Source organism: Mycobacterium sp. pV006, assembly GCF_041287115.1.
GTDB lineage: Bacteria > Actinomycetota > Actinomycetes > Mycobacteriales > Mycobacteriaceae > Mycobacterium.
Genome location: NZ_JBGGKT010000021.1, coordinates 31,979 through 51,095, shown reverse-complemented (window position 1 = coordinate 51,095; position 19,117 = coordinate 31,979). Strand labels below are relative to the sequence as shown.

General features: G+C 69.1%; 19 protein-coding genes. 11 read left to right on the top strand and 8 right to left on the bottom strand.

Annotated features, from left to right (window positions below):
• The first annotated feature begins 4 nt into the window (after nt 1-4).
• Nucleotides 5-1,513: a flavin-containing monooxygenase gene (locus ACAG25_RS22785; protein ID WP_370490753.1), complete on the top strand. Its 1,509-nt coding sequence runs from the start codon at nt 5-7 to the stop codon at nt 1,511-1,513.
• Complete coding sequence (locus tag ACAG25_RS22780; protein WP_370490752.1) at nt 1,510-2,442, top strand: alpha/beta hydrolase; 933 nt, start codon at nt 1,510-1,512, stop codon at nt 2,440-2,442. Before ACAG25_RS22785 ends, ACAG25_RS22780 begins: the two co-directional genes overlap by 4 nt.
• Here ACAG25_RS22780 and ACAG25_RS22775 read toward each other — a convergent pair.
• The gene (locus ACAG25_RS22775) at nt 2,424-2,909 is read right to left on the bottom strand and encodes an SRPBCC family protein (RefSeq protein ID WP_370490751.1); all 486 of its coding nucleotides are present in this window, start codon (nt 2,907-2,909) and stop codon (nt 2,424-2,426) included. The two genes, ACAG25_RS22780 and ACAG25_RS22775, sit on opposite strands and share 19 nt — an antisense overlap.
• A 119-nt stretch (nt 2,910-3,028) precedes the next feature.
• Between ACAG25_RS22775 and ACAG25_RS22770 the strand changes: the two genes are divergently transcribed.
• Nucleotides 3,029-4,180 (top strand): acyl-CoA dehydrogenase family protein, encoded by a 1,152-nt coding sequence (locus ACAG25_RS22770; RefSeq protein WP_370490750.1) that lies wholly within the window; start codon nt 3,029-3,031, stop codon nt 4,178-4,180.
• Here the strand turns inward: ACAG25_RS22770 and ACAG25_RS22765 are convergent.
• A complete protein-coding gene (locus ACAG25_RS22765; protein WP_370490749.1) occupies nt 4,177-5,109 on the bottom strand; it encodes an LLM class flavin-dependent oxidoreductase in 933 nt (310 codons plus the stop codon). The genes ACAG25_RS22770 and ACAG25_RS22765 overlap by 4 nt on opposite strands.
• 110 nt (nt 5,110-5,219) lie before the next feature.
• Here ACAG25_RS22765 and ACAG25_RS22760 point away from each other — a divergent pair, with 110 nt between their 5' ends.
• Complete coding sequence (locus ACAG25_RS22760) at nt 5,220-6,140, top strand: LLM class F420-dependent oxidoreductase (protein ID WP_370490748.1); 921 nt, start codon at nt 5,220-5,222, stop codon at nt 6,138-6,140.
• Here the strand turns inward: ACAG25_RS22760 and ACAG25_RS22755 are convergent.
• Complete coding sequence (locus tag ACAG25_RS22755; RefSeq protein ID WP_370490747.1) at nt 6,124-7,173, bottom strand: NADP-dependent oxidoreductase; 1,050 nt, start codon at nt 7,171-7,173, stop codon at nt 6,124-6,126. The two genes, ACAG25_RS22760 and ACAG25_RS22755, sit on opposite strands and share 17 nt — an antisense overlap.
• A 43-nt stretch (nt 7,174-7,216) precedes the next feature.
• The gene (locus tag ACAG25_RS22750) at nt 7,217-7,906 is read right to left on the bottom strand and encodes a DUF427 domain-containing protein (protein ID WP_370490746.1); all 690 of its coding nucleotides are present in this window, start codon (nt 7,904-7,906) and stop codon (nt 7,217-7,219) included.
• 122 nt (nt 7,907-8,028) lie between these two features.
• On the opposite strand from ACAG25_RS22750, the gene ACAG25_RS22745 reads away from it, so the two are divergent.
• Together ACAG25_RS22745 and ACAG25_RS22740 are read left to right on the top strand one after the other, a co-directional pair.
• Entirely contained in the window at nt 8,029-9,459 is a 1,431-nt protein-coding gene (locus ACAG25_RS22745) for a wax ester/triacylglycerol synthase family O-acyltransferase (protein WP_370490745.1), read from the top strand.
• Between the two features lie 154 nt (nt 9,460-9,613).
• On the top strand, nt 9,614-10,234 hold the full coding sequence (locus ACAG25_RS22740) for a hypothetical protein (RefSeq protein ID WP_370490744.1): 621 nt from the start codon (nt 9,614-9,616) through the stop codon (nt 10,232-10,234).
• Nucleotides 10,235-10,247: 13 nt separating this feature from the next.
• Here the strand turns inward: ACAG25_RS22740 and ACAG25_RS22735 are convergent, their stop codons facing one another.
• Together ACAG25_RS22735 and ACAG25_RS22730 are read right to left on the bottom strand one after the other, a co-directional pair.
• Entirely contained in the window at nt 10,248-10,502 is a 255-nt protein-coding gene (locus ACAG25_RS22735; protein WP_370490743.1) for a DUF2631 domain-containing protein, read from the bottom strand.
• A gap of 87 nt (nt 10,503-10,589) precedes the next feature.
• Nucleotides 10,590-11,927, bottom strand: a complete 1,338-nt coding sequence (locus tag ACAG25_RS22730; protein WP_370490742.1) for a deoxyribodipyrimidine photo-lyase — start codon at nt 11,925-11,927, stop codon at nt 10,590-10,592.
• A gap of 65 nt (nt 11,928-11,992) precedes the next feature.
• Between ACAG25_RS22730 and ACAG25_RS22725 the strand changes: the two genes are divergently transcribed.
• Nucleotides 11,993-12,871, top strand: coding sequence for a TIGR03619 family F420-dependent LLM class oxidoreductase (locus tag ACAG25_RS22725; protein ID WP_370490741.1), 879 nt, complete (start codon nt 11,993-11,995; stop codon nt 12,869-12,871).
• A gap of 64 nt (nt 12,872-12,935) precedes the next feature.
• Here ACAG25_RS22725 and ACAG25_RS22720 read toward each other — a convergent pair whose 3' ends face one another.
• The gene (locus ACAG25_RS22720) at nt 12,936-13,517 is read right to left on the bottom strand and encodes a fasciclin domain-containing protein (protein WP_370490740.1); all 582 of its coding nucleotides are present in this window, start codon (nt 13,515-13,517) and stop codon (nt 12,936-12,938) included.
• A 194-nt stretch (nt 13,518-13,711) separates the two neighbouring features.
• Nucleotides 13,712-14,386, bottom strand: coding sequence for a fasciclin domain-containing protein (locus ACAG25_RS22715; protein WP_370490739.1), 675 nt, complete (start codon nt 14,384-14,386; stop codon nt 13,712-13,714).
• A 177-nt stretch (nt 14,387-14,563) separates the two neighbouring features.
• Between ACAG25_RS22715 and dxr the strand changes: the two genes are divergently transcribed.
• Genes dxr through ACAG25_RS22695 form a run of 4 tightly spaced genes read left to right on the top strand, consistent with a single transcriptional unit; the run spans nt 14,564 to nt 19,114 of the window.
• Complete coding sequence (gene dxr / locus ACAG25_RS22710) at nt 14,564-15,754, top strand: 1-deoxy-D-xylulose-5-phosphate reductoisomerase (protein ID WP_370490738.1); 1,191 nt, start codon at nt 14,564-14,566, stop codon at nt 15,752-15,754.
• 28 nt (nt 15,755-15,782) lie between these two features.
• Nucleotides 15,783-17,021, top strand: a complete 1,239-nt coding sequence (locus tag ACAG25_RS22705; protein WP_370490736.1) for an RIP metalloprotease — start codon at nt 15,783-15,785, stop codon at nt 17,019-17,021.
• A gap of 11 nt (nt 17,022-17,032) precedes the next feature.
• Nucleotides 17,033-18,196 carry a flavodoxin-dependent (E)-4-hydroxy-3-methylbut-2-enyl-diphosphate synthase gene (gene ispG / locus ACAG25_RS22700; protein ID WP_370490735.1) on the top strand — a complete coding sequence of 388 codons (1,164 nt, stop codon included), beginning with the start codon at nt 17,033-17,035 and terminating at the stop codon, nt 18,194-18,196.
• A 54-nt stretch (nt 18,197-18,250) separates the two neighbouring features.
• Nucleotides 18,251-19,114: a GNAT family N-acetyltransferase gene (locus ACAG25_RS22695; protein WP_370490734.1), complete on the top strand. Its 864-nt coding sequence runs from the start codon at nt 18,251-18,253 to the stop codon at nt 19,112-19,114.
• Nucleotides 19,115-19,117: the final 3 nt, after the last annotated feature.

Genomic DNA, 19,117 nt, shown 5'->3' with positions numbered 1-19,117 from the left:
GCGTATGAGCAAGCAGATCTCGGTCGGCATCATCGGCGCGGGGCCGGGGGGACTGGCACTCGGCATCTTCCTGCGCAAAGCCGGATTCGAGGACTTCACCATCTTCGATCGGGAAAACGGTGTCGGGGGAACCTGGCGCATCAACACCTACCCCGGCCTGGCGTGCGATGTGAAATCCCATCTGTACTCCTATTCGTTCGCGCTGAACCCCGAGTGGTCGCGCCTGTGGTCGGGTCAGCCCGAGATCCTCGACTACTTCGAACGCTGCGCGCAGCAGTACGACCTCGGCCCGCATCTGAGGCTCGGCACCGAGATCGTCTCGGCCGAGTGGGAGGAGTCCGCCCGGCGGTGGCGGCTGCGCACCGCCACCGGCGAGCAGCACTGCTTCGACGTGGTGGTCTCGGCGGTCGGGATGTTCACCCAGCCGGTGATGCCGGCGCTGGTCGAAGAGGAGCCCTTCACCGGGACGGTCATGCACACCGCGCGCTGGGACCACTCGGTCGATCTGCGCGGCGCGCGGGTGGCGGTGCTCGGAACCGGTTCGACCGCTGCGCAATTGGTTCCGGAGGTCGCCAAGGTCGCCGACAAGGTGTACTCCGTGCAACGATCACCGACCTGGGTGCTGCCCAAACCGGACCGGGCCTACACCGAGCGGGAGAAGTGGATGTTCGCCCACATTCCGCTGGCCAAGAAGATCTACCGCACCCGGTTGTGGCTGCGCAGTGAGTCCAACATCGCGGTCATCGAGAACGGCAGCGACAAGACCCAGGAGTTCCGCGCCATCGCGCTGAATACCCTCGAGAGGACCATCCCCGACGAGGCACTGCGGGAGCGGTTGACCCCGGACCACCCGTTGGGGTGCAAGCGGCTGGTCTTCGCCACCGACTACCTGCAGGCTCTGGCCGAGCCGCACGTCGAGGTGGTCTCGAGCGCGGCACGCGCCCTGCGGGCACGATCGTTGGTCACCGAGGACGGCACCGAACTCGACGTCGACGTGGTGCTGTGCGCCACCGGTTATGCCGCGGCCGACTACCTGGGTCAGATCGAGGTCCTCGGCGCGGCGGGCACACCGCTGCGCCACACCTGGCGCGACGGCGCGTTCGCCTATCTGGGGATGGCCGTCCCGGGCTACCCCAACTTCTTCATGCTCTACGGACCGAACACCAACGTCGGTTCCAACAGCGTGATCTTCGTCCTCGAGGCCCAGGCGCACTACATCGTGCGGGCGCTGAAACACCTGCGCCGCAGAGGCAAGGACTACATCGAGGTGCGCTCCGAGGTGACATCGCGCTATCTGGAGCAGATCGACCGCTGGATGCAGGGCACGGTGTGGCTGACCCGGTGCAGCAGCTACTTCCGGGCCGCCAACGGTCGGGTGGTCACGCAGTGGCCACGCAGCGCCCGGGCGTTCTGGGCGATGACGCGCTGGTTTCGCGCCGGTGACTACAGCTTCGACCCGCCGGCCACCCGTCCGGCCATCACCGTCGGCGCGCAGAGCGCCACACGAGAATGACCCGCGATCTCGTCGACCGGCTCGACCCGGCCCTGCGGCATCTGGTCGCCGCCCGCACCGACCTGTCGCCGCCGGTGCTCGGGGTGGTGCGCGACGGCCTCAACCAGCGCCGCGCCGAGGCTGCGATCCACACCGACCTCACCGGTGTCGAGGTCGAGCAGCAGGAGGTCGCCACCGCCGGCGGACACGTCGTCGCCGTGCGCATCTACCGTGGCGGGCCACCGCCGGCTCCGGCGGTGATCTACTGCCATTCCGGAGCTTTCGTCCTGGGTAACCTCGACACCGATCACCTCCAGTGCGTCGAGCTGGCCCGGCGGGCCCGCTGCACCGTGCTGTCCCTGGACTACCGGTTGGCTCCCGAGCACCCGTTCCCGGCGGCGATCGACGACGCCGTCGCCGTGCTGGAGTGGGCGGTCGGCCGCGCGGTCGCACTCGGCATCAGGCCCGACGCAGTGGCGGTGGCCGGCAGCAGCGCCGGCGGGGCGCTGGCCGCCGGACTGGCGCAGCGCGCGGCCGCCGGAACCGTCCCTGCGCTTGCGTTTACGTTGCTGCACCAACCGGTCCTCGACGACCGCGACACCGCGTCCAAGCGTGAGTTCAGCACGACGCCGGGCTTCGACGGGCCAGCGGCACAGTGGATGTGGCGGCACTACCTGAGTGGACAGGAACCCACGAGCACCTCGGTGCCCGGGCGCGCCGACGTGTCGGGCGGGCACCCGCCGACACTGATCACGTGTTCGGAACTCGATCCGCTGCGCGACGAGGCGATCGACTACGCCCGGGCGCTGATGGCCGCCGGTGTCACCACCGGACTGCACACCTTCGCCGGGACCTGCCACGGCTTCGATTCCCTGCTTCCGGACTGGGACACCAGTGCCCGGCTGTTCGACCTGCAGGCCGCGGCCCTGCGTCAGGCGCTGCTGTCCTGACCGCCGAGTTCCCGCGCGATCGCTCGGTGGTAGGCATCGATGTTGGCCGGATTGACGATCTGGAAGAACTTGTCGGGCAGGGGTGACTCCCTGTAGGCCTCGACGGTCATGGTGCGGCTGAACAGCGTGACGTCCTGTCCGGGCTGGGTGAACTTGTAGCGCACCGTGATTCGTCCCGGCAGGCCGCCGGTGCCGTCGGCGTCGTGACCGAGATTGCCGACCGAGTTGAACACCCACAGCCGTGGTCGCATAGCGATCGCCAGATGCCAGGTGAAGATGCGGTTGCCGTCGGGGCCCGTCTCGGTCCAGGTGTCGCCCACCTCCAGCGGCAGCTTGTCGGGAACCTTGCCGACGTGCGCGCTGCCGGGATAGGTCTTCGGCCAGTTCGCCGGATTGGTCACGAAGTCGTAGATCTCCTCCGGGGACTGGGTGAAGGCAGTCTCCGACGTCGTCGTCACGATTCCCACGATGCTCCGTTCCTCGACGCCCGCTGCCACGCGGGACCGTGCGGCATACTTTACAAAAGGGTGCGTCGGTGTCACGCTGCGGGGTGTGGTCTCGTCGTGTCGAGAAAGGTGGTCAGCACGTGGATTTCTCCGCGGTGACGTTGTCCGACGATGACCGGGCGTTCGCCGACGAGTTACGGGAGTTCCTCTCGGTCGTGGTGACCGAGGAGGTCCTCGAGCGGGACCGGCAGACCGGCGAGAACTTCGACGAAGGTGTGCACCTCGCGTTGGCCGATGCCGGTTATCTCGAGCGGGATTTCCGCGCGACGGCCGACGGTGGGTTCACCGCGGTGCAACGCCGCCTGTTCGAGTTGGAGATCGGCCGGGCCCACACCCCGTGGTTCCATTGGCCCACCACGGTGATGGTCGCGCGTGCGGTCGAGCAGTTCGGTTCCGAGGAACTGCAGGCTGAGATCCTGCCGCCGGTGCTGGCCGGCCGCCACCGGTTGTGCCTGGGCTACACCGAACCCGAGGGCGGCTCGGATGTCGCGACCTGCAAGACCCGGGCGGTGCGCGACGGCACGGACTGGATCATCACCGGGTCGAAGATGTTCACGTCCAACGCGCAGAACGCGCAGTTCGTCTTTCTCATCACCAACACCGACCCGCAGGCGCCCAAACACCAGAACCTGACCATGTTCCTGGTGCCGCTGGACGCCGACGGTGTGGAGATCCAGCCGTTGCGCACCGTCGACGGCGATCGCACGAACATCACCTATTACAGCGATGTCCGGGTGGCCGACCGCTACCGCGTCGGGCCGGTCAACGGCGGTTGGACGGTGCTGCGGGCGGCGCTGGCGGCCGAGCACGGGACCGTGGAGCGCGACGAGGGCGGTCTGCAGAAGCTCGCCACGATGACCGAGCACGTGCTGCTGCTCGCCGAGGAAATCGATCGGGTCGCGGGGGAGACGGCGCGCGACGGTCGCCTCGACGACGGTGCCGTCGCGTATCGGCTGGGGCGCAGCGTCGCTCGTCTGGAGGCCGCGCTGAGCAGCTCGTCGATGTTCGGCCGGGTCGCCAATGCCCAGGCGCTGCGTGACGTGGCACCCGAGCTGATGGACATCGACGGCGCAGCATCGGCGGTACCCGAGGGTCTGCGCGCGGAATACCTGTTCCGGCTGGCCGAACCGACCGGCATCTACGGCGGAACGCTGGAGGTGTTCCGCAACATGATCGCCCAGCAGGTGCTCGGCCTGGGGCGCCCGGCGTACGCCGCTGCGCAGCGCTCCTAGAGGTGAGGTAGGACCTCGCCCGCCAACAGCTCCAGCGTCTGATCCGAGGCGCGGTCGTGGGTGAACAGCACGATCTGACCGAATCCCTTGTCGCGCAGAGCCGACAGCCGCTCGACGATCTGCGCCGGCGTGCCGATCAAATCGGTGTCGTGCAACCCGAACCCAGGCCCGCCGAACCGCTTCTCGGCCAGTGAGCGGACCTGCGGCAGCGCCTGTTCGTCCGGAGCCAGCGCCATGACCGCTTCGATGGACATCACGATCGAGGACGGGTCGCGGCCGACGCGTTCGCAGGCCGCGCGCAGCGCCCCGATCTTGTCGTCGATGGCGTCGAGCGCATACGTCGGGACGTTCCACACGTCGGCGTAGCGGGCCACCAGTGGGAGGGTGTATTTCTCGCCGACGCCGCCGACCACGATCGGGGGTCGCGGTTGCTGCAGCGGACCCGGATTGACCGGCATGTCGCTGACGCGGAAGTGCTTGCCGGCGAAGTCGATCCGTCCGTCGGTGAACGCCTGCTGCAGGATCTCCAAGGTCTCGGCGAGTTGTCCGGAGCGTTGCGCGAACGTGCCCCACGGCAGTCCCGCGCGGCGGTGTTCGTCCTCGATCGATCCGCTGCCCAACCCCAGCGACAGCCGGCCACCGCTGATCTGGTCGAGGGTGGTGGCCATCTTGGCGAGGGTGACGGGGTGGCGGAACTGGTTGCACAACACCATGTGTCCGACCCGCAGCCGTCGGGTCCGGGTCAGCAGCGCGGTGGCCAGTGTCCAGGCCTCCAGGGACGCGATGTCGGGGACGCCGGGGCCGTAGAGGTGGTCGTAGAGCCACAACGAATCGATGCCGAGTTCGTCGCAACGCTGGGCGCGGTGGGCGACCTCGTCGAACGAGAATCCCATCTGGGGGAGGTAGACCCCGACTTCCGGACGGTTCACTTCTGGCACCCCAAGACTGTCGACGCGCTGTACTTTCGGTCCCCCGCATGGTAACGACATTCTCGGAAAACAAGAAGATTGTTCTTGGACCGGATGAGGAGCGTCGCGCAATGAGATTCACCATCACCCATCCGATGCACAGCCACCCGTACAACCCGGAACTGGTCACCGGCGCCGGCATCGCGGCGGTGGCCACCGCCGCCGAACGCGCCGGCTTCTCGGGCTTCGGGTTCACCGACCACCCGGCACCGACGCAGCGGTGGCTGCAGGCCGGCGGCCACGACGCCCTGGACCCGTTCGTCGCGATGGGGTTCGCAGCCGCACACACCTCCCGGTTGCGGCTGATCCCCAACATCGTCGTGCTGCCGTACCGCAATCCGTTCGTCGTCGCCAAGGCCGGCGCCACCCTGGACCTGATGTCCGACGGCCGTTTCACCCTCGCTGTCGGCGTCGGGTACCTCAAGCGCGAATTCACGGCGCTGGGAGTGGATTTCGAGGAACGCGCGGCGCTGTTCGAAGAGTCCCTGCAGGTGATCCGGGAGGCCTGGACCAACGACGACGTGACGTTCGAGGGACGGCATTTCACCGCGACGGGCATCACCGCCCACCCCAGACCCGTCAGCGACCCCCACCCACCGATCTGGATCGGCGGCAACACCGCGGCGGCCCGCGCCCGCGTCGCCCGCTTCGGGCAGGGATGGTGCCCGTTCCGTGCGCCGGCCGGCCTGGCCCAGACCGCCCGCACCGCCGCACTGGAATCCAACGAGCAACTCGCCGGCCAGATCGACGACCTGCGGCGACGTCTCGAACAACAGGACCGGGACCCGCATGACATCGACATCGCGATCACCAACGACGTCGGCGGCAATCCGGGGTCGCCGGACTTCGACCCGGCCGCCTACCTCGACGGGGTGCAACAGCTCGAGCGGCTCGGCGTGACGTGGGTTCAGGTCGGCATCCCCGGTGACAGCCGGGCCCGTGCCATCGAGGCGATCGAACAGTTCGGCAGCACCGTCATCGCGGCGCAGTGAGCGCCGAAACCGGGGTCACGTCGGCCAGTTTGACCAGTGTCTTGCCGATGTTGGCGCCGGTGAACAACCCGTTGAGCGCCTCGACGCACGCGTCGACACCGTGGTAGACGTGTTCGCGGTGCACCAGTAGACCCTCGTCGTGCCAGCGCCGCAGAGCGGCGAACGCCTCGTCGAAGCGGCCCCACTCGTCGAGCGCGTTGAATCCCTGCATCGATGCCGTCTTGGACAACAGATTGACGTAGTTCGCCGGCCCGGGATGTTCTCCGGTCAGATAACTGGAGATCACCCCGCACAGCACCACGCGGGCCTTCGGTGCGAGCCGGCCCAGCACGGCGTCGAGGATGGGTCCTCCGACGTTGTCGAAGTACACGTCGACCCCGCGCGGACAGTGCTGCTTCAGCGCGGCGGGCAGATCCTCGCCGCGGTAGTCGATGCAGGCGTCGAACCCGAAGTCCTCCAACACCGCCCGGCACTTGTGCGCGCCGCCGGCGATACCCACGACCCGGGCGCCGGCGATCTTGGCGATCTGTCCGGCGACGGAGCCGGTGGCTCCCGCGGCGGCCGACACCACGACGGTCTCACCCGCCCGGGGACGTCCGATGCCGGTCATCCCGAAGTAGGCGGTGGCGCCCGTCGGGCCGTAGATCGACATGACCGCGCCCTGGTCCACCTGTTCGGCGGGTCCGTCGACCGGCGTGGTGAACATGTCGTCGCGCACGATGCAGTACTCGGCGAACCCGGTCAGTGTGGTGACGATGTCGCCGACGGCGTATCGCGCACAACGGGATTGGACCACCTGACCGATGCCCGCGGCGCGGATCACCTCACCCAACCCGACCGGGGGCAGGTACCCGGGCTGGTCGTCGAGCCAGGTGCGCACGGCCGCGTCGATACCCACGTAGGTGGTCCGGACCAGAGCTTCCCCGTCGGCGGGCTCGGGTGCCGCGACGGTCACGAGCTCGGTGTCCTCGGGGCCCACGAAGCCGTGGGGCCGGCGGCGCAGCACGATCTGGCGGTTCGTCAGCGTCGACATCCGGCCGAAGTTACCCAATGCCGACCCGCCCGGGGACGGTTCTTCAGGACTCGGTGCGCGGCACCTCGGCCTCGACGCAGACGCGGGTGTCGTCGAAGCTCAGCAGACCGCGGAGAAGGTGGCTCTCGGCCAGCGGGTTCTCGTAACTCCATGCGGCGTCCTCGACGAGGTTCCCGTCGACCCGTACGTGGTAGTAGGTGGCGTAGCCCTTGTAGTTGCAGTAGGTCTCGGTCTGCGAGATCTGCAACAAGTCCGTGCGGACCGCGGCACGCCCGACATAGAGCCGCGGCGCCAGGGCCGTCTCGAACACGACGACGGTGTCGCTGGTGTCGACCAGCACGGTGTCCCCGACGCGGACCCGCAGCCGCCGAGATGTCGGCAGGCAGTCGACTCGGTGATACGGATTGGGCGGATAGTGCACCAGCTGTCGGCCCTCCTCCACCCAGCGGTCCACCGCATCCCAGGGCACGGTCACATAACCCGGCGCCTCCGGCACCGCATCGGCGGGTAGATCGCCGATATCGGCGGCACGGAACGCGTACCGCAGCACATCGCCGCGACGGTGGACCAGCAGCGCGTCCTCGGTGTCCACGACGCGGACGCCGCCGCGATAGCCCTCGATCCGGCGGGGGTGGGGTTCGATGTAGACCAGATCGCCGTCGACCCGGTCGGCTCCGAACAGCGTTCCGGCCCGGTCCCCACTCAACGGGCCCCGCCCTGCCACCAAGCTCATCGGCCTCGACCTCTCTGTCGCCGTATCCGGAGGAGTTTACAAACCGGCACCACGGGTCGCCGTGAGAGAATCGCGCGACAAGTGGGTACACGGCGTCCGGTGCAACGAACGGGGACTGTCCAGTGAAACGACTCAACGGCGTCGACGCCATGATGCTCTACAGCGAGACACCCGAAATCCACATGCACACACTCAAGATCGGCATCCTCGACGTCTCCGGCGCCGGAGGATTCGATTTCGAGTTGTTCCGCACCGCGGCACTGCCGCGGCTGCATGCGCTGGCCCCGCTGCGCTATCAGTTGATCGACATTCCCGGGAAGTTCCACCACCCGATGTGGGTGCAGAACGCCGAGATCGACGTCGACTACCACATCCGGCGCGCCCGGGTCGCGGCTCCGGGTGGGCGCCGCGAACTCGACCGCCTGATCGGCGAGATCGCCGGCACGCCGCTCGACCGCCGCCGTCCGCTCTGGGAGATGTATGTCGCGGAAGGGTTGGCGGACAACAAGATCGCGGTGATCCACAAGGTGCATCACGTGCTGGCCGACGGGGTCGCCTCGGCCAACCAGCTCGCGATGGCCATAGGGCCCGCCGAGCCCGCGGTGAGCGGAGCGCTGCCCGCGCCGGCGCCCGAGTCCCGGGCCCGGGCGCATCTGCTGCGTGCCGCGGGCCGTGACCACCTGCGGCAGCTGCGCAGGCTGCCCGGACTGGTGGGGGAGACGGCAGCCGGGGTGTCGCGGGTGCGCAAACAGATGCGTATGCGCGGCCGGCACCCGGAGCTGGCCCGCAACTTCGCGCCGCCGCGGACGTTCATCAACCACGTCGTCAGCCCGGGCCGGCGTTTCGCGACCGCCCCGTTGGCGCTGGCCGACGTGAAGCAGACGGCGCGGCACCTGCAGGTGACGCTCAACGACATCGTGCTGGCCACGGCTGCCGGAGCGCTGCGCACCCTGCAGTTGCGCTACGACGGGCGTGCCGATGCGCCGTTGATCGCGGGCGTCCCGATCAGCTTCGACACCTCGCCGGACCGGTTGACCGGAAACGAGTTCTCCTACATGACGCCGTCGTTGCCGGTGCACATCGAGGACCCGTTGGAGCGGGTCCGCCTGACCGCCACCTCGACCGCGATCGCCAAGGAGAACCACCGTCTGCTCGGGGAGATGCTGTTGCCGTCGTGGCTGGCCTACCTGCCGCCGGCGCTGACGCCGAGCCTGTTCCGCAGTCAGGCGCGGCGGGTGGAGTCGGCGATGGTGATGAACCTGACCATCTCCAATGTCCCCGGCCCGCGCGAGCGCGGCGTCTTCGAGGGCGCCACGATCGACGAGATCTACTCCGTGGGCCCGATCGTCGCCGGCAGCGGCATGAACATCACCGTGTGGAGCTATGTGGACCAGCTGGCCATCTCGGTGCTGACCGACGACCAGACGTTGCGCGACCCGCACGAGGCCACCGACGCGATCATCGACGCGTTCGGCGAGATCCGGCGGGCCGCCGGACTACCCGACAGGCTGACCCCGGTCGATACCGCGCTGCCCCTGGCTCGGGCGTCGTAGCCGGCCTGATTCGGTTGGCGGCCCGCCTCTTTGACCGTGACGGTCGCTGCGAGTCTGTTCCGAGACCCGATTGGTCCTTTACAGAAGATCGAGTAAGTGTCACGCTGGGTGGGCGCGGCGCCGGTCGCGCGGTGGGCTTCGAGGGAGGCGTACGGTGAGCGCTGGCACGTTCGAGGTGGACGCCGAGGACGATTTCGACGACACGGACGACACGGTCGCCCGACTCGAGCGCCCCGGCGCGGCGGCGCCCGGCGCGGAGCCGAGCCTGAGCTATGACCTCACCGTGGTCACCTCCGACGTCTCGCGCGTCGTGGCAGCCGCGGCGGGGTGGCTGTGCGATCGGGTCCGGGCGGGCTGGCAGGTCACCGTCGTCGTGCCACCCGGTGAGCAGCGCCGAGCGTTGCAGATCATCGGCGTCGGCGCCGAGACGGTGCAGTCGCCGTCCGACGCGTTGCGGGACCGGTCGGGTGCGGCGTGGGCGGTGGACGCAGCCGTCCTCGACAGCGACGTCGGTGTGCGGCGCGAAGTCCAGCGCGCGCTGGGGCGCGCCCGTACGGAGGTGACGGTGTGGGGTGCTTCGCCGTGGTGTTCCGCGGACCGCCGCTTCAGCCCGGTGCGCCATCAGCTCAGCGCGGCGGCACGCGCTTTCAAGAAACACGCCCTGCTCTCGTGTGGGCACCCCGGGCCCGTGTCGGGCGCGGAGGACTTCCGCAGCGCGGCCCTGTGGTACCCGATCGACGGCACCGACCTGGTGCCGATTTCGGCGCCGGACTGACTGCCCGCGATTCTTACTGCAGGTCGCGGTAGCGATGCACCCACCAGCTGCGGGCGACGAAGCTGAACGTGAGCGCAGCGAAACCGACCATGAACCAGTCTTCGACGCGACCGGTGTGGTTGCCGTGGATGAGCAGCAGAAGGAACGCGGTGGCGAGCAGGCCGCCGATCTGGATGATCCGCGGATTCTCCGCCGACCAGCCCCACTCCGCGGATGGCACGTCCTCGACGTCGACGCCGGTGTGTCGCTCCACCTCGGTGCTTGCCACAGCTGCTCCTCACGATCGGGCGGCATGTCTCGGGGTCATTCTGGCACAGCTCTACTACGCGATGCCGTAGAGCCTGCCGGAACAGGTTCAGCGCAGCGCGTCGTAGCGGCGCAGCGCCTCGGCGCGTTCCTGCTTGTGGTCGACGATCGGTTCGGGGTAGTCGTGCGGGCGGTCGGCGCCGAGGCGGTGCACGTCGACCTCTGCGGGAAGATCGGCGAGCTCCTCGACCCAGCGGCGCACGTAGGTTCCCGACGGATCGAACTTCGCGCCCTGCAACGACGGGTTGAACACCCGGAAGTACGGGGCGGCGTCGGTGCCGCTGCCGGCCACCCACTGCCACCCGTGCTGGTTGTTGGCCATGTCGCCGTCGACGAGTTGGTCGAGGAACCAGCGCGCCCCCCACTGCCACGGCAGGTGCAGATCCTTGACCAGGAACGAGGCCGCGATCATGCGCACCCGGTTGGGCAGGAACCCGGTAGCGGCCAGCTGGCGCATCCCCGCGTCGACGACCGGGAAACCCGTGGCGCCCGCCTTCCAGGCCGCGAACGCAGCCTCGGCTTCAGCGCCGTCGTCGACCTCGATCGCGTCGAACGTCCTGTTCCAGTTCCACCAGGCGCTTTCCGGCCAGGCGTGCAGCACCGCCGCGTAGAAGTCGCGGAACGCCAGCTCACGCAGGTACGCCTGCGGTCCCTCGCCCCGGCCGATGGCCGCGGCCAGGGTGCGGGGGTGGATGGTGCCGAACTTCAGATGCGCCGACATCCGGCTCGTGCCGGTGACGTCGAGCCGATTGCGTTGGTCGGCATAGGGTTTCAGTCCGTCCTCGACGAACCGCTGCCACTGCTGTCGGGCGGCGGACTCGCCGGCGGGGTGGTCGATGTCGGCCCCGGCGGCCGGCAGGTCCGCCAGAGCGCCGGACACCTCGGCCGGGTCGATCCAGGTGGCCGACGTCGCCGACGACTCCGCCGGCTCCCGCCAGCCGTGGTCGCGCCACGCCGAGAAGAACGGGGTGAACACCTTGAACGGGGTGCCGTCGGACTTGGTGATCCGGCCCGGCGACACCAGGTACGGCGACCCGGTGGCCACCCATTCCACGTCGCCCAATGCCGACCGCACCGCTTGGTCGCGGCGGGCCGCGAACGGGGTGAACTCCTCGGACACGTGCACCGACGACGCGCCGACGGCCTCGACGACACGGGGGAGCGCGGTGCGCGGATCCTCGGCGAGGATCAGCAACCGGTTGTCGAGGGCCGCCCGCAGTTCGGCCAGCGCGTCGTAGAGGTAGCGCAGCCTTCGCGCCCCGGCGCCGGCCAGGCGGGGGTCGAGCACGTAGCAGGCCAGCACCTCCCCGTCGGCTTCGGCGGCGGCCAGCAGGGCGGGATGGTCGGCGAGCCGGAGATCGCGACGGAACCACAACACGGCGGTCATGGCATTGATGCTGCCCGTAACGCGGGCGCAGGAAACCGGTACGGAACAAACGAGAGGACACGTTGGTGCAATTCTGGTCGGGCACGGCGTTCATGCAGGCACACGAAGCGGTCGCACTGGCCCGCATGCTCGACGAGGCCGGCTACGACGGGATGGTGACCTCCGACCACATGGTCTATCCGCGCCGGCTGACGTCGCACTATCCGGACTCGGAGAGCGGCACACCGCCATGGCCGCCGGAGACGCCGTGGCCCGACGCGTGGGTGCTCACCGGAGCGATGGCCGCGGTCACCACCCGTTTGAAATTCTCCAACGCCGTGTACATCGCGCCCGCGCGCCCGCTGGTGGAGGTGGCCAAACAGGTCGCCACCGCCGCCGTCCTGTCGAACGGCCGTGTGTCACTGGCGGCCGGAGTCGGTTGGATGCGTGAGGAATACGCCCTCATGGGTCAGGACTTCCACACCCGCGGCAAACGGCTCGACGAGATGATCCCGGCGCTGCGCGCGCTGTGGCAGGGCGGCTGGGTGTCGTGGCACGGCGAGTTCTACGACATCCCGGAGATGATGATCGAACCGCACCCTCCGCGGCCGGTGCCCATCCTGGTCGGCGGCGAGTCCGACGCCGCGCTGCGGCGGGCGGCCCGGCTGTGCGACGGCTGGGTCGGGTACGCCTACCGCTGGGACGAAGCGGTCGGTTACGCGCGCCGCCTGACCGAACTGCGGCGCGAGTGCGGCCGCGAGCACGAACCGTTCGAGATTCTGCTCGCGCTGCTCGAGCCACCGTCGGTGGAGATCTATCAGCGGGCGCGCGATGCGGGCATCACCGCGGTGATGTGCGCCCCGTGGATGGGTGCGGGCGCCGCCGGTGACCCTACCGATGTGGAGCGCTTCCGCGGCCCGATCGAGCGGTTCGCCGAGACCGTGATCGCCCGGGTCAGGGACTGAGCAGGATCCACACCGAGGGGCGGTCAGGGCGACGCTGCCCTGACCGCCCCCGGTCCGGTGATCGTCAGGCCGGCGGCAGCAGGACCGAATCGATCAGGTACACAGTGGCGTTGGCGGTCTGCACCCCGCCGCACACCACCGACGCGTCGTTGACCTTCAGCTGGTCGCCATGGCCGGTCACATTGACCTGGGCGCCCTGCACGGTGGTGTGCGTGCCGACGACCGCCGACGGGTCGGCCTGCCCCGGCACCACGTGATAGGTCAGGATGTTGGTGAGCAACGGTGCGTCCGTGCCGAGTCGCTCGATGGTGGCGGGATCGAGCTTGGCGAACGCCTCGTCGGTCGGCGCGAACACCGTGAACTGACCGCCGTCGAGGGTGTCGACGAGATTGACCTGCGGGTTCAACTGTCCCGAAACGGCTTTGGTGAGCGTGGTCAGCAGCGGGTTGTTCGACGCGGCCACCGTCAGCGGTGACTGCGCCATACCCTGGACCGAACCCGGGCCGTCGGGCACCTGCGCGACGTAGGCGGCGCAGCCGGGTCCGACCGGGGCGGCCGCCGCGGTACCTGCGGTGCCCAGCGCGAGTCCGATCGCAGCGGCCACGGCGAAACCGGCTCCCGCCAAGGCTTTTCCATTGACAGTCATTTCTCGAGCTCCTTTCGGCAGCGAACCCCCGGTGCGGCCGCTCCAGTGCGTGTCGACTTACATCTGCTGTTCGGAGCGGACGGCCGGTCGGATGGGTTGGCGCACCGAAGTTTTCGAAAATCCCGGCGAAGCGTCGGGGCCGGACACGCAGAATCCCCCGCGCCGCGCACGGGGGACTCTGGGTTCGATGACGATCAGTTCGCCGGCGGCATCAGGACCGTGTCGATCATGTAGACCGTCGCGTTGGCGGTCTGGACACCACCGCACACCAGACCGGCCTCGTTGACGCGCAGGCCTTCTCCGGTGCCGGTGACCGTCACCGGCGCGCCCTGCACGGTGGTGTGCTCACCGGGCACCTGGTCGGGCGCGGCCTGTCCCGGGACCACGTGGTAGGTCAGGATGCTGGTGAGCAGTTCGGAGTCGGTCTTGAGCTGCTCGATGGTGGCGGGGTCGATCTTGGCGAACGCGTCGTCGGTCGGGGCGAACACGGTGAACTGGTCGCCGTCGAGGGTGTCGACGAGGTTGACGTCGGGGTTGAGCTGACCCGACAGCGCCTGCGTCAAGGTCTGCAGCATCGGGTTGTTCGACGCCGCCACGGTCACCGGATCGGATGCCATACCGGCGACCGATCCCGGTCCCTCGGGAACCTGTTCGGCGTAGGCCGCGCACCCGCTGCCCACCAGGTTGGCGGCCGGGTCGGCCATGGCGCTGGTGGTCGGGGCCGCCGACGTGGTCTGCTCGGCCATCGAGGTGGTGGTGGACGTCTCGGTGGCCTCGGTGGAGCTGTCGCTCGAACACGCGGCCGCGCCGAAGATCGCCATGGCTGCCATGCTCGCGGCGGCAACCGTCTTCCGGTGAACTGTGATCATCGCTTTCCATCCCTTCGCGAGCGGGCGTCCATGCCCACCCTCTGCTGACACCGGTGATTCCGCGCCGGGACCCGCCTGGATGGGTGTCCCCGCGTGACGTCACCGTTGTGTCACACATTCGACGCCTTCGTCGGCCGGCGGTGAGGACCGAGGCCGGGTGCGCGGCACAATGGACGGGTGACAGATGGTGATGGGAGCCGACGGGACCGGCTGCGGGTGCTGATCCTGGGCAGTACGGGGTCCATCGGCACCCAGGCGCTCGAGGTCATCGCAGCCAATCCGGACCGTTTCGAGGTGGTCGGTCTGGCCGCCGGCGGTGGCAACCCCGAGCTGTTGGCCCAGCAGCGGGCCCAGACCGGCGTGACGAACATCGCCGTGGCCGACCCGGCCGCCGCGCACACCGTCGGCGACGTGCCGTTCACCGGACCCGAGGCGGCCACCCGGCTGGTGGAGTCCGTAGCAGAGACCGCCGGCGTCGACGTCGTGCTCAACGCGCTCGTCGGCGCGCTCGGACTGCAGCCCACGCTGGCCAGCCTGGCCACCGGCGCCCGGCTCGCGCTGGCCAACAAGGAATCGCTGGTCGCCGGTGGTCCGCTGGTGCTCAAGGCGGCCGCGCCGGGCCAGATCGTCCCGGTGGACTCCGAGCACTCCGCGCTGGCGCAGTGTCTGCGCGGCGGCAGCCCCGACGAGGTCGCCCGGCTGGTGCTGACCGCCTCGGGTGGACCGTTCCGCGGCTGGACCGCCGAAGCGCTCGAAGACGTCTCGCCCGAGCAGGCCGGCGCGCATCCGACGTGGTCGATGGGCCCGATGAACACCCTGAACTCGGCGTCACTGGTCAACAAGGGCCTCGAGCTCATCGAGACGCACCTGCTGTTCGGCATCGACTACGACCGCATCGACGTCGTCGTGCATCCGCAATCGATCGTGCACTCGATGGTCACGTTCACCGACGGCTCCACGCTGGCTCAGGCCAGCCCACCCGACATGAAGCTGCCGATCGCGCTGGCGTTGGGGTGGCCGGCCCGGATCGCCGGCGCGGCCGCGGCCTGCGATTTCACCACCGCGTCGACGTGGGAGTTCGAGCCGCTGGACCACACGGTGTTCCCGGCGGTCGAGCTGGCGCGGGAGGCCGGCCGGCGCGGCGGTTGCCTGACCGCGGTCTACAACGCCGCCAACGAGGAGGCCGCCGAGGCCTTCCTGGCCGGCCGGCTCCGGTTCCCGGCGATCGTGCGCACCGTGGACTCGGTGCTGCGCGCTGCCGACCAGTGGGCCGCAGAACCAGCTACCGTGGATGAGGTGCTCGACGCGCAGCGCTGGGCTCGAGAGCGGGCTCGACAGGCCGTCGAGCGCGAAACCGCAGGTACGTGACGCGTAAGAAGGTAGAGGCTGCCGCCCCGTGATGTTCGTTATCGGCATCGTGCTGTTCGCACTGGCCATTCTGGTGTCGGTCGCGCTGCATGAGTGCGGTCACATGTGGGTGGCCCGCGCCACCGGCATGAAGGTCCGCCGCTACTTCGTCGGCTTCGGGCCGACCCTGTGGTCGACCCACCGGCCCAACAAGCTCGGCCAGACCGAGTACGGCCTCAAGGCCGTCCCGCTCGGCGGTTTCTGCGACATCGCGGGCATGACGTCGGTGGAGGAACTCGAGCCCGACGAGCAGCGCCACGCGATGTACAAGCAGAAGACGTGGAAGCGCGTCGCGGTGCTCGGCGCCGGTCCCGGGATGAACTTCGTCATCGGCCTGGTGCTGATCTACATGATCGCGATCGTGTGGGGGCTGCCGAACCTGCACCAGCCCACCACGGCCATGGTGGGGGAGACCTCGTGTGTGAAATCCGAGGTGACTCAGGGGACTCTGGGTGACTGCCTGACCTCGAGCCCGGCCGCCGCAGCCGGCATCGCGGCCGGCGACGTCGTCGTCAAGGTCGGCGACACCCCGGTGGCCACCTTCGACGAGATGGTCGCCGCGGTGCGCGCGCTCGACGGACCCACCGACTTCACCGTGCAACGCGAACGCGACGGCCAGACCCGCGAGTTCACCACCACCGTCGACGTCGTGCCCAGCCAACGATTCGTCGCCGGCGAGGACGGTGCACCGCCGCAGCCCGTCGACGTCGGCACCATCGGCGTCACCGCGGCCAGTTTCGGTCCGACGCAATACAACCCGCTCTCAGCGGTGCCGGCCACCTTCGCGTTCACCGGTGATCTCGCCGTCGAGCTCGGCAAGGCCCTGGCCAAGATCCCGACCAAGGTCGGCGCGCTGGTGGAGTCCATCGGCGGCGGTGAACGCGACCCCGAGACACCGATCAGTGTGGTCGGGGCCAGCATCATCGGCGGGGACACCGTCGACGCCGGACTGTGGGTGGCGTTCTGGTTCTTCCTGGCGCAGCTGAACTTCGTGCTCGGCGCGATCAACCTGGTGCCGCTGCTGCCGTTCGACGGCGGCCACATCGCCATCGCGGTGTTCGAGAAGATCCGCAACATGTTCCGCTCGGCCCGCGGCATCCTGCCGGCCGCACCGGTGAACTACCTCAAGCTGATGCCCGCCACCTACGTGGTGCTGGTGCTGGTGGCCGGCTACATGCTGCTGACCGTGACCGCTGACCTGGTCAACCCGATCAGGTTGTTCCAGTAGGAGAGACTCTGATGACTTCCATCGGTCTGGGGATGCCGCCGGCGCCACCGCCGGTGCTGGCTCCCCGCCGCAAGACCCGCCAACTGATGGTGCGCGACGTCGGCGTCGGCAGTGACCACCCGATCTCGGTGCAGTCGATGTGCACCACCAAGACCCACGACATCAACGCGACCCTGCAGCAGATCGCCGAGCTGACCGCGTCGGGCTGCGACATCGTGCGCGTGGCGTGCCCGCGCCAGGAAGACGCCGACGCGCTGCCGATCATCGCCAAGAAGTCCAAGATCCCGGTGATCGCCGACATCCACTTCCAGCCGAAGTACATCTTCGCCGCGATCGACGCCGGATGTGCTGCGGTGCGGGTGAATCCGGGCAACATCAAGGAGTTCGACGGCCGCGTCGCCGAGGTCGCCAAAGCCGCCGGGGACGCCGGGATCCCGATCCGCATCGGAGTCAACGCGGGCTCACTGGACAAGCGCTTCCTGGAGAAGTACGGCAAGGCCACGCCCGAGGCGCTGGTGGAGTCGGCGCTGTGGGAGGCCTCGCTGTTCGAGGAGCACGGCTTCGGCAACATCAAGATCAGCGTCAAGCACAACGACCCGGTCGTCATGGTCGCCGCCTACGAACAACTCGCCGCGCAGTGCGACTATCCGCTGCACCTCGGCGTCACCGAGGCCGGCCCGGCGTTCCAGGGCACCATCAAGTCCGCGGTCGCGTTCGGCGCGCTGCTGAGCAAGGGCATCGGCGACACCATCCGGGTGTCGCTGTCCGCGCCGCCGGCCGAAGAGGTCAAGGTGGGCAACCAGATCCTGGAATCGCTGAACCTGCGGCCGCGCGGCCTGGAGATCGTGTCCTGCCCGTCCTGCGGACGCGCGCAGGTCGACGTCTACACGCTGGCCAACGAGGTGACCGCCGGCCTGGAGGGCATGGACGTGCCCCTGCGCGTCGCCGTGATGGGTTGCGTGGTCAACGGGCCGGGCGAGGCGCGCGAAGCCGACCTCGGCGTGGCCTCGGGCAACGGCAAGGGACAGATCTTCGTCAAGGGTGAGGTCATCAAGACCGTTCCCGAGGCGCTGATCGTCGAGACGCTGATCGAAGAGGCGTTGCGGCTGGCCGAGGAAATCGGCGTGCAACCAGGACAGGATGCCCCCGGTTCGCCGATTGTCACCGTAAGCTAGGGGTCAACAGCCGCCCGATCGGGCTGGCCGCCGCATTGTCGAGAAAGAGTCCAGATGTCGGCTCCTCCGATCTTTCGCCTCGTTGACGAGCGACGGGTATCGGTGGTGCGTGACAGCCGTGACCTCGCGGCCGTGCGCCAGGTTCTTGACGACGACCCGGTGGCCTCGTGCATGGTGGCCTCCCGCGTCGCCGAGCACGGTATCGAACCGGCGGCCATCGGCGGTGAGCTGTGGACGCGGCGACGCGCCAGCGAGTCCCTCTGCTATGCCGGTGCCAATCTGATCCCGTTGCGGGGCGGACCGGGAGACCTCAACGCCTTCGCCGACAAGGCGATGAGCTCCGCCCGCAGGTGTTCGTCGTTGGTCGGTCGTTCCGAACTGGTGCTGCCGATGTGGCAGCGGCTGGAGCCGGTCTGGGGTCCGGCCCGCGACGTCCGCGCCCACCAACCGCTCATGGCCCTGGACACCGCGCCCGCCTGCGTGATCGACCCGGCCGTGCGTCAGGTACGCATGGAGGAACTCGACGCCTATCTCGTGGCGGCCATCGACATGTTCATCGGTGAGGTGGGCATCGATCCACGCACCGGAGACGGCGGTCGGGGCTATCGACGCCGCGTGGCCGGACTGATCGCCGCGGGACGGGCCTGGGCGCGCTTCGACCGCGGCCAGGTGGTGTTCAAAGCCGAAGTCGGATCGCAGTCCCCGGCCGTCGGCCAGATCCAGGGCGTCTGGGTCCACCCCGACTACCGGGGCCGCGGGCTGGGTACGGCCGGCACGGCGACCGTCTCGGCCGCGATCGTCGCCGGCGGTCGGATCGCCAGCCTCTACGTCAACAGCTTCAACAGCGTCGCCCGCGCGACCTACGCGCGGGTGGGGTTCACCGAGATCGCCTCGTTCGCCACGGTGCTGCTCGACTAGGAG

What these genes read in the sequence shown, in the direction of transcription:
- ACAG25_RS22785 (WP_370490753.1), top strand. Translation starts at nt 5, where the DNA reads ATGAGCAAGCAGATCTCGGTCGGCATCATCGGCGCGGGGCCGGGGGGA.
- ACAG25_RS22780 (WP_370490752.1), top strand. Translation starts at nt 1,510, where the DNA reads ATGACCCGCGATCTCGTCGACCGGCTCGACCCGGCCCTGCGGCATCTG.
- ACAG25_RS22760 (WP_370490748.1), top strand. Translation starts at nt 5,220, where the DNA reads ATGAGATTCACCATCACCCATCCGATGCACAGCCACCCGTACAACCCG.
- ACAG25_RS22755 (WP_370490747.1), bottom strand. Translation starts at nt 7,173, where the DNA reads ATGTCGACGCTGACGAACCGCCAGATCGTGCTGCGCCGCCGGCCCCAC.
- ACAG25_RS22750 (WP_370490746.1), bottom strand. Translation starts at nt 7,906, where the DNA reads ATGAGCTTGGTGGCAGGGCGGGGCCCGTTGAGTGGGGACCGGGCCGGA.
- ACAG25_RS22730 (WP_370490742.1), bottom strand. Translation starts at nt 11,927, where the DNA reads ATGACCGCCGTGTTGTGGTTCCGTCGCGATCTCCGGCTCGCCGACCAT.
- ACAG25_RS22720 (WP_370490740.1), bottom strand. Translation starts at nt 13,517, where the DNA reads ATGACTGTCAATGGAAAAGCCTTGGCGGGAGCCGGTTTCGCCGTGGCC.
- ACAG25_RS22715 (WP_370490739.1), bottom strand. Translation starts at nt 14,386, where the DNA reads ATGATCACAGTTCACCGGAAGACGGTTGCCGCCGCGAGCATGGCAGCC.
- ispG (WP_370490735.1), top strand. Translation starts at nt 17,033, where the DNA reads ATGACTTCCATCGGTCTGGGGATGCCGCCGGCGCCACCGCCGGTGCTG.
- ACAG25_RS22695 (WP_370490734.1), top strand. Translation starts at nt 18,251, where the DNA reads ATGTCGGCTCCTCCGATCTTTCGCCTCGTTGACGAGCGACGGGTATCG.